Genomic DNA, 4131 nt, shown 5'->3' on the forward strand with positions numbered 1-4131 from the left:
ACTCGCCAACGTGTCGTGCGTCGCGGGCTCATCCGGCACCGGCTCCGGCCGCTCTCCTTCGGCAATATCAGGCTGCTGGCCGCACACCGGCTTGGCTGCTCGGCTCAATCATTGCGGGGCCATCTTCGGCGGCATGTCGCCTTGCGGGTTCCGGGTAAAGCGCCGGTCGGCCTGGGCTGCTAATGTTCCAGCTCACGGGTGGTGCGGGCCTCGCCGCTGCACGTTCTGCCGGCATCCGGGGCAGCACCACCTAACTAGTCATTCAAGCCGAACCCGCTTCGCGGGTCGGCTTAATTCCGGTGTTAGAGCCCATTGGATACATGGCAGCCAATCACAGTCTCTGAGCTTGAGGCGATCGTTGCAGAACAGCTTGCCAGCTGCTCGGCTGAGCAACAGGCGGCTTTTGCCGCCTATCGCGTTCGTTTCTATCCTTTACCTCTTTCCCGCTTCGGCGCGGTTGAAAGTGCTTTGGTCGTCGCAGAGCTCCCCGATGGCTTGCTCTACTTCGAGGACGTTGAGGAGGGATTTGAGGTTGGCATTCCCGACTCTCGCGGGATTTTGCCAGATCAAGGTTGCAACCAATTTGAGCTTACCCATGTGCTTCATCGGGCTGGGCTCTAACAATTCATTCAAGCCGAAGCCGCTTCGCGGCTCGGCTTAATTCAGGTGTTATGCGGCAGCGGGAACACCACGTAGCGCCTGCAGAAAAATCTGATGATGGGATGTGCCGTCGGCCGACTGCCGCCGATCGCGCGAACATGCTAAAAAGCGCTGCAGTCGCAGCATCACAACGTACTTTGCGATCTGCGACTGCAGCGCTTTTTGGACACTGGGGACGGCGGCGAGGCATTTCGGCCACTGAAGCGCTGTCGTTTTTGAGACACGCGGCCAGTACGGTGGCCGCAGCCCCATAACAATTCGTCCAACCGGAACCCGCTTCGCCGCTTCGTTGAAAGGTGTCGTGGATCGGTTGCCATCACCCACCGCCTGGCGGGCGGGTCCGGTTAACTCAGGCGTTAGGGCTCATAGGAAGGTTATGCGCTGGCTCGTCACAACAGCACTAGGTTCTTGCATCCTTCTCGGGTGCGGTGGACAGCCAGCGCCTACGGCGCGAGCCACCGTGCCGCCCATTTCAGCTACTAGCGCTCCGGCAACTGACCAAGATGATTGTCCACGCTTGCAAAGCATCAGCGCACCTGTCGGTCCTGAGACCCTGATAACGCTGTGCTTCGGCCAGACGGCACCTCTACCTGCTGGCGGAAGCATTACATTTGCCGCTTACGATGATCGGCGCTGCCCATCGGACGTTAAGTGCATTTGGCAAGGCGAGGCTTGGGGAACAGTGACATACGTTGCACCTGGTGCGGATCCGCGCCGCGTAGTACTGCCGTGGAACGGAGGTGCCTACGCGTGGCGCAGCCATGTCGCCGTCGGCCACCATGATCTAGAGTTGCGGCGGTTGGAGCCTCGCCCGCTCACCGGACGGGCTATCCCCGCATCCTCATACAGCGCACTAGTTGCCGTACGGGTTCGCCCAAACCCGAGTATCCGGGGTGAGCCCTAACTATTCGTTCAAGCCGAACCCGCTTCGCGGGTCGGCTTAACTCAGGTGTTAGGCGGTACTGCTGATAGCTGTTCGGCAGTCGCTCCTTCGGCCACTGCCTCGCCAACGTGTTGTGCGTCGCGGGCTCAGCCGGCACCGGCTCCGGCCAATTTTCTTCGGCAACATCTCGCTACTGGCCGTACACCGGCTTGGCCGCTCGGCTCAATCATTGCGGGGCCATCTTCGGCTGCATGTCGCCTTGCGGGTTCCGGGTAAAGCGCCGGTCGGCCTGGGCTGCTAATGTTCCGGCTCACGGGTGGTGCGGGCCTCGCTCTTGCACGTTCTGCCGGCATCCGGGGCAGCACCACCTAACTAGTCATTCAAGCCGAACCCGCTTCGCGGGTCGGCTTAATTCTTGTGTTAGGCGGTACTGCTGAGAGTTGTTCCGCAGTCGCTCCTTCGGCCGCTCAATCGCCAACGTGTCGTGCGTCGCGGGCTCATCCGGCGCCGGCTCCGGCCGCTCTCCTTCGGCAAAACCTCGCCACTGGCCGCACACGGGCTTGGCCGCTCGGCTCAATCATTGCGGGGCCATCTTCGGCGGCATGTCGCCGTGCGGGTTCCGGGTAAAGCGCCGGTCGGCTCGGGCTGGTAGTGTTCCGCCAGGAGGCGGGTTGGCCGCGGTTGGCGCTGGCGAGTTCAGCCAGTCATCGGAGCAGCACCGCCTAACAAGTCATTCAAGCCGAACCCGCTTCGCGGGTCGGCTTAATTCAGGTGTTAGGCGGTACTGCTGAGAGTTGTTCGGCAGTCGCTCCTTCGGCCGCTCACTCGCCAACGTGTCGTGCGTCGCGGGCTCATCCGGCACCGGCTCCGGCCGCTCTCCTTCGGCAATATCAGGCTGCTGGCCGCACACCGGCTTGGCTGCGCGGCTCAATCATTGCGGGGCCCTCTTCGGCTCCATGTCGCCTTGCGGGTTCCGGGTAAAGCGCCGGTCGGCCTGGGCTGCTAATGTTCCAGCTCACGGGTGGTGCGGGACTCGCCGCTGCACGTTCTGCCGGCATCCGGGCAGCACCACCTAACTAGTCATTCAAGCCGAACCCGCTTCGCGGGTCGGCTTAATTCCGGTGTTAGCTGCCATGGGAGCCGATCGCCAATTGAGCCCGTTTCAAGACCGCTGTCGGTCTGAGCTCTCTGCCGCTTTGGCGTCAATGGGAATGGCGCTCACCAACGGCGAGCTTCTGGGCACCAACGAGACTTACATCCGCGCGTCCGTCGGCGACTCGGACCTTACCGTGTACATCTACGTGGATGAGGCGCAGTACCACAACACCCAAGGTCTGACCGGCCTCTATGAGTGCCAGGACTACTCCTCTCCAGAGTCTCTACAGCAGGCGTTCGTATCCGGCGTCTGCGCTGCCTTTGCGGAATGGATGGCAGCTAACAATTCATTCAAGCCGAAGCCGCTTCGCGGCTCGGCTTAACTCAGGTGTTAGGCGGCACTGCTGAGCGTTGTTCGGCGGTCGCTTCTTCGGACACTGGCTCGCCAACGCGTCGTGCGTCGCGGGCTCAACCGGCGCCGGCTCCGGCCGCTCTCCTCCGTCAACATTTCGCTACTGGCCGCACACTGGCTTAGCTGCTCGGCTCAATCATTGCGGAGCCATCTTCGGCTGCATGTCGCCATGCGGGTTCCGGGTAAAGCGCCGGTCGGCCTAGGCTGCTAATGTTCCAGCTCACGGGTGGTGCGGGCCTCGCCGCTGCACGCTCTGCCGGCATCCGGGGCAGCACCACCTAACTAGTCATTCAAGCCGAACCCGCTTCGCGGGTCGGCTTAATTCCGGTGTTAGGCGGCACAGCAGGGTAGGCGCGTCGTGAACAATGAACAGCACATCTCGCTGGAGGGTTCCTGCCACTGCGGAGGTGTGCGCCTGACGCTTCCCGCGGTGCCGGAAACTGCCACGAGCTGCAATTGCTCCTTGTGCCGCCGCACCGGGGGCATCTGGGCGTACTACGAGCTTGGTAGCGTTGCTATCCAGGGGCATCCTGCCAACACGGAGAGCTACATGTGGGGTGATCGCGCCCTGCGAAACTTCCGTTGTAAGAGCTGTGGCATCGCAACCCACTGGGAGCCGGTCGCCCCAACGCCGGGCGCTCGCCAAGGTGTGAACCTCCGGAACTTTGAGCCGGAGCTGTTGGCGTCGGTCCCCGTCCGGCGCTTTGATGGCGCCGACACGTGGAAGTTTCTGGATTGAATAGCTTCTTGCGGGCGGCGGTCGTAGCGTTACGGGTGCCGCCTAACAACTCGTCCAAGCCGACGCCGCTTCGCGGCGCGGCTTAACTCAGGTGTTAGGCGGCACTGCTGAGCGTTGTTCGGCAGTCGCTCCTTCGGCCGCTGCCTCGCCAACGTGTCGTGCGTCGCGGGCTCACCCGGCGCCGGCTCCGGCCGCTCTCCTTCGGCAACATCAGGCTGCTGGCCGCACACCGGCTTGGCTGCTCGGCTCAATCATTGCGGGGCCATCTTCGGCGGCATGTCGCCTTGCGGGTTCCGGGTAAAGCGCCGGTCGGCCTGGGCTGCTAATGTTCCAGCTCACGGG

General features: G+C 62.8%; 3 protein-coding genes. All 3 read left to right on the plus strand.

Annotated features, from left to right (window positions below):
- Window positions 1-312 precede the first annotated feature (312 nt).
- Window positions 313-621, plus strand: coding sequence for a hypothetical protein (locus ACJQWL_RS13915; RefSeq protein ID WP_330969976.1), 309 nt, complete (start codon window positions 313-315; stop codon window positions 619-621).
- A gap of 2133 nt (window positions 622-2754) precedes the next feature.
- Entirely contained in the window at window positions 2755-3021 is a 267-nt protein-coding gene (locus tag ACJQWL_RS13920; RefSeq protein ID WP_330969977.1) for a hypothetical protein, read from the plus strand.
- 387 nt (window positions 3022-3408) lie between these two features.
- Complete coding sequence (locus ACJQWL_RS13925; RefSeq protein WP_441005015.1) at window positions 3409-3789, plus strand: GFA family protein; 381 nt, start codon at window positions 3409-3411, stop codon at window positions 3787-3789.
- Window positions 3790-4131 lie beyond the last annotated feature (342 nt).

Source organism: Novilysobacter viscosus, from assembly GCF_046600715.1.
Lineage (GTDB): Bacteria > Pseudomonadota > Gammaproteobacteria > Xanthomonadales > Xanthomonadaceae > Lysobacter_C > Lysobacter_C viscosus.

Coding starts and splice junctions, on each gene's coding strand:
- ACJQWL_RS13920 (WP_330969977.1), top strand. CDS start 2,755: ATGGCGCTCACCAACGGCGAGCTTCTGGGCACCAACGAGACTTACATC.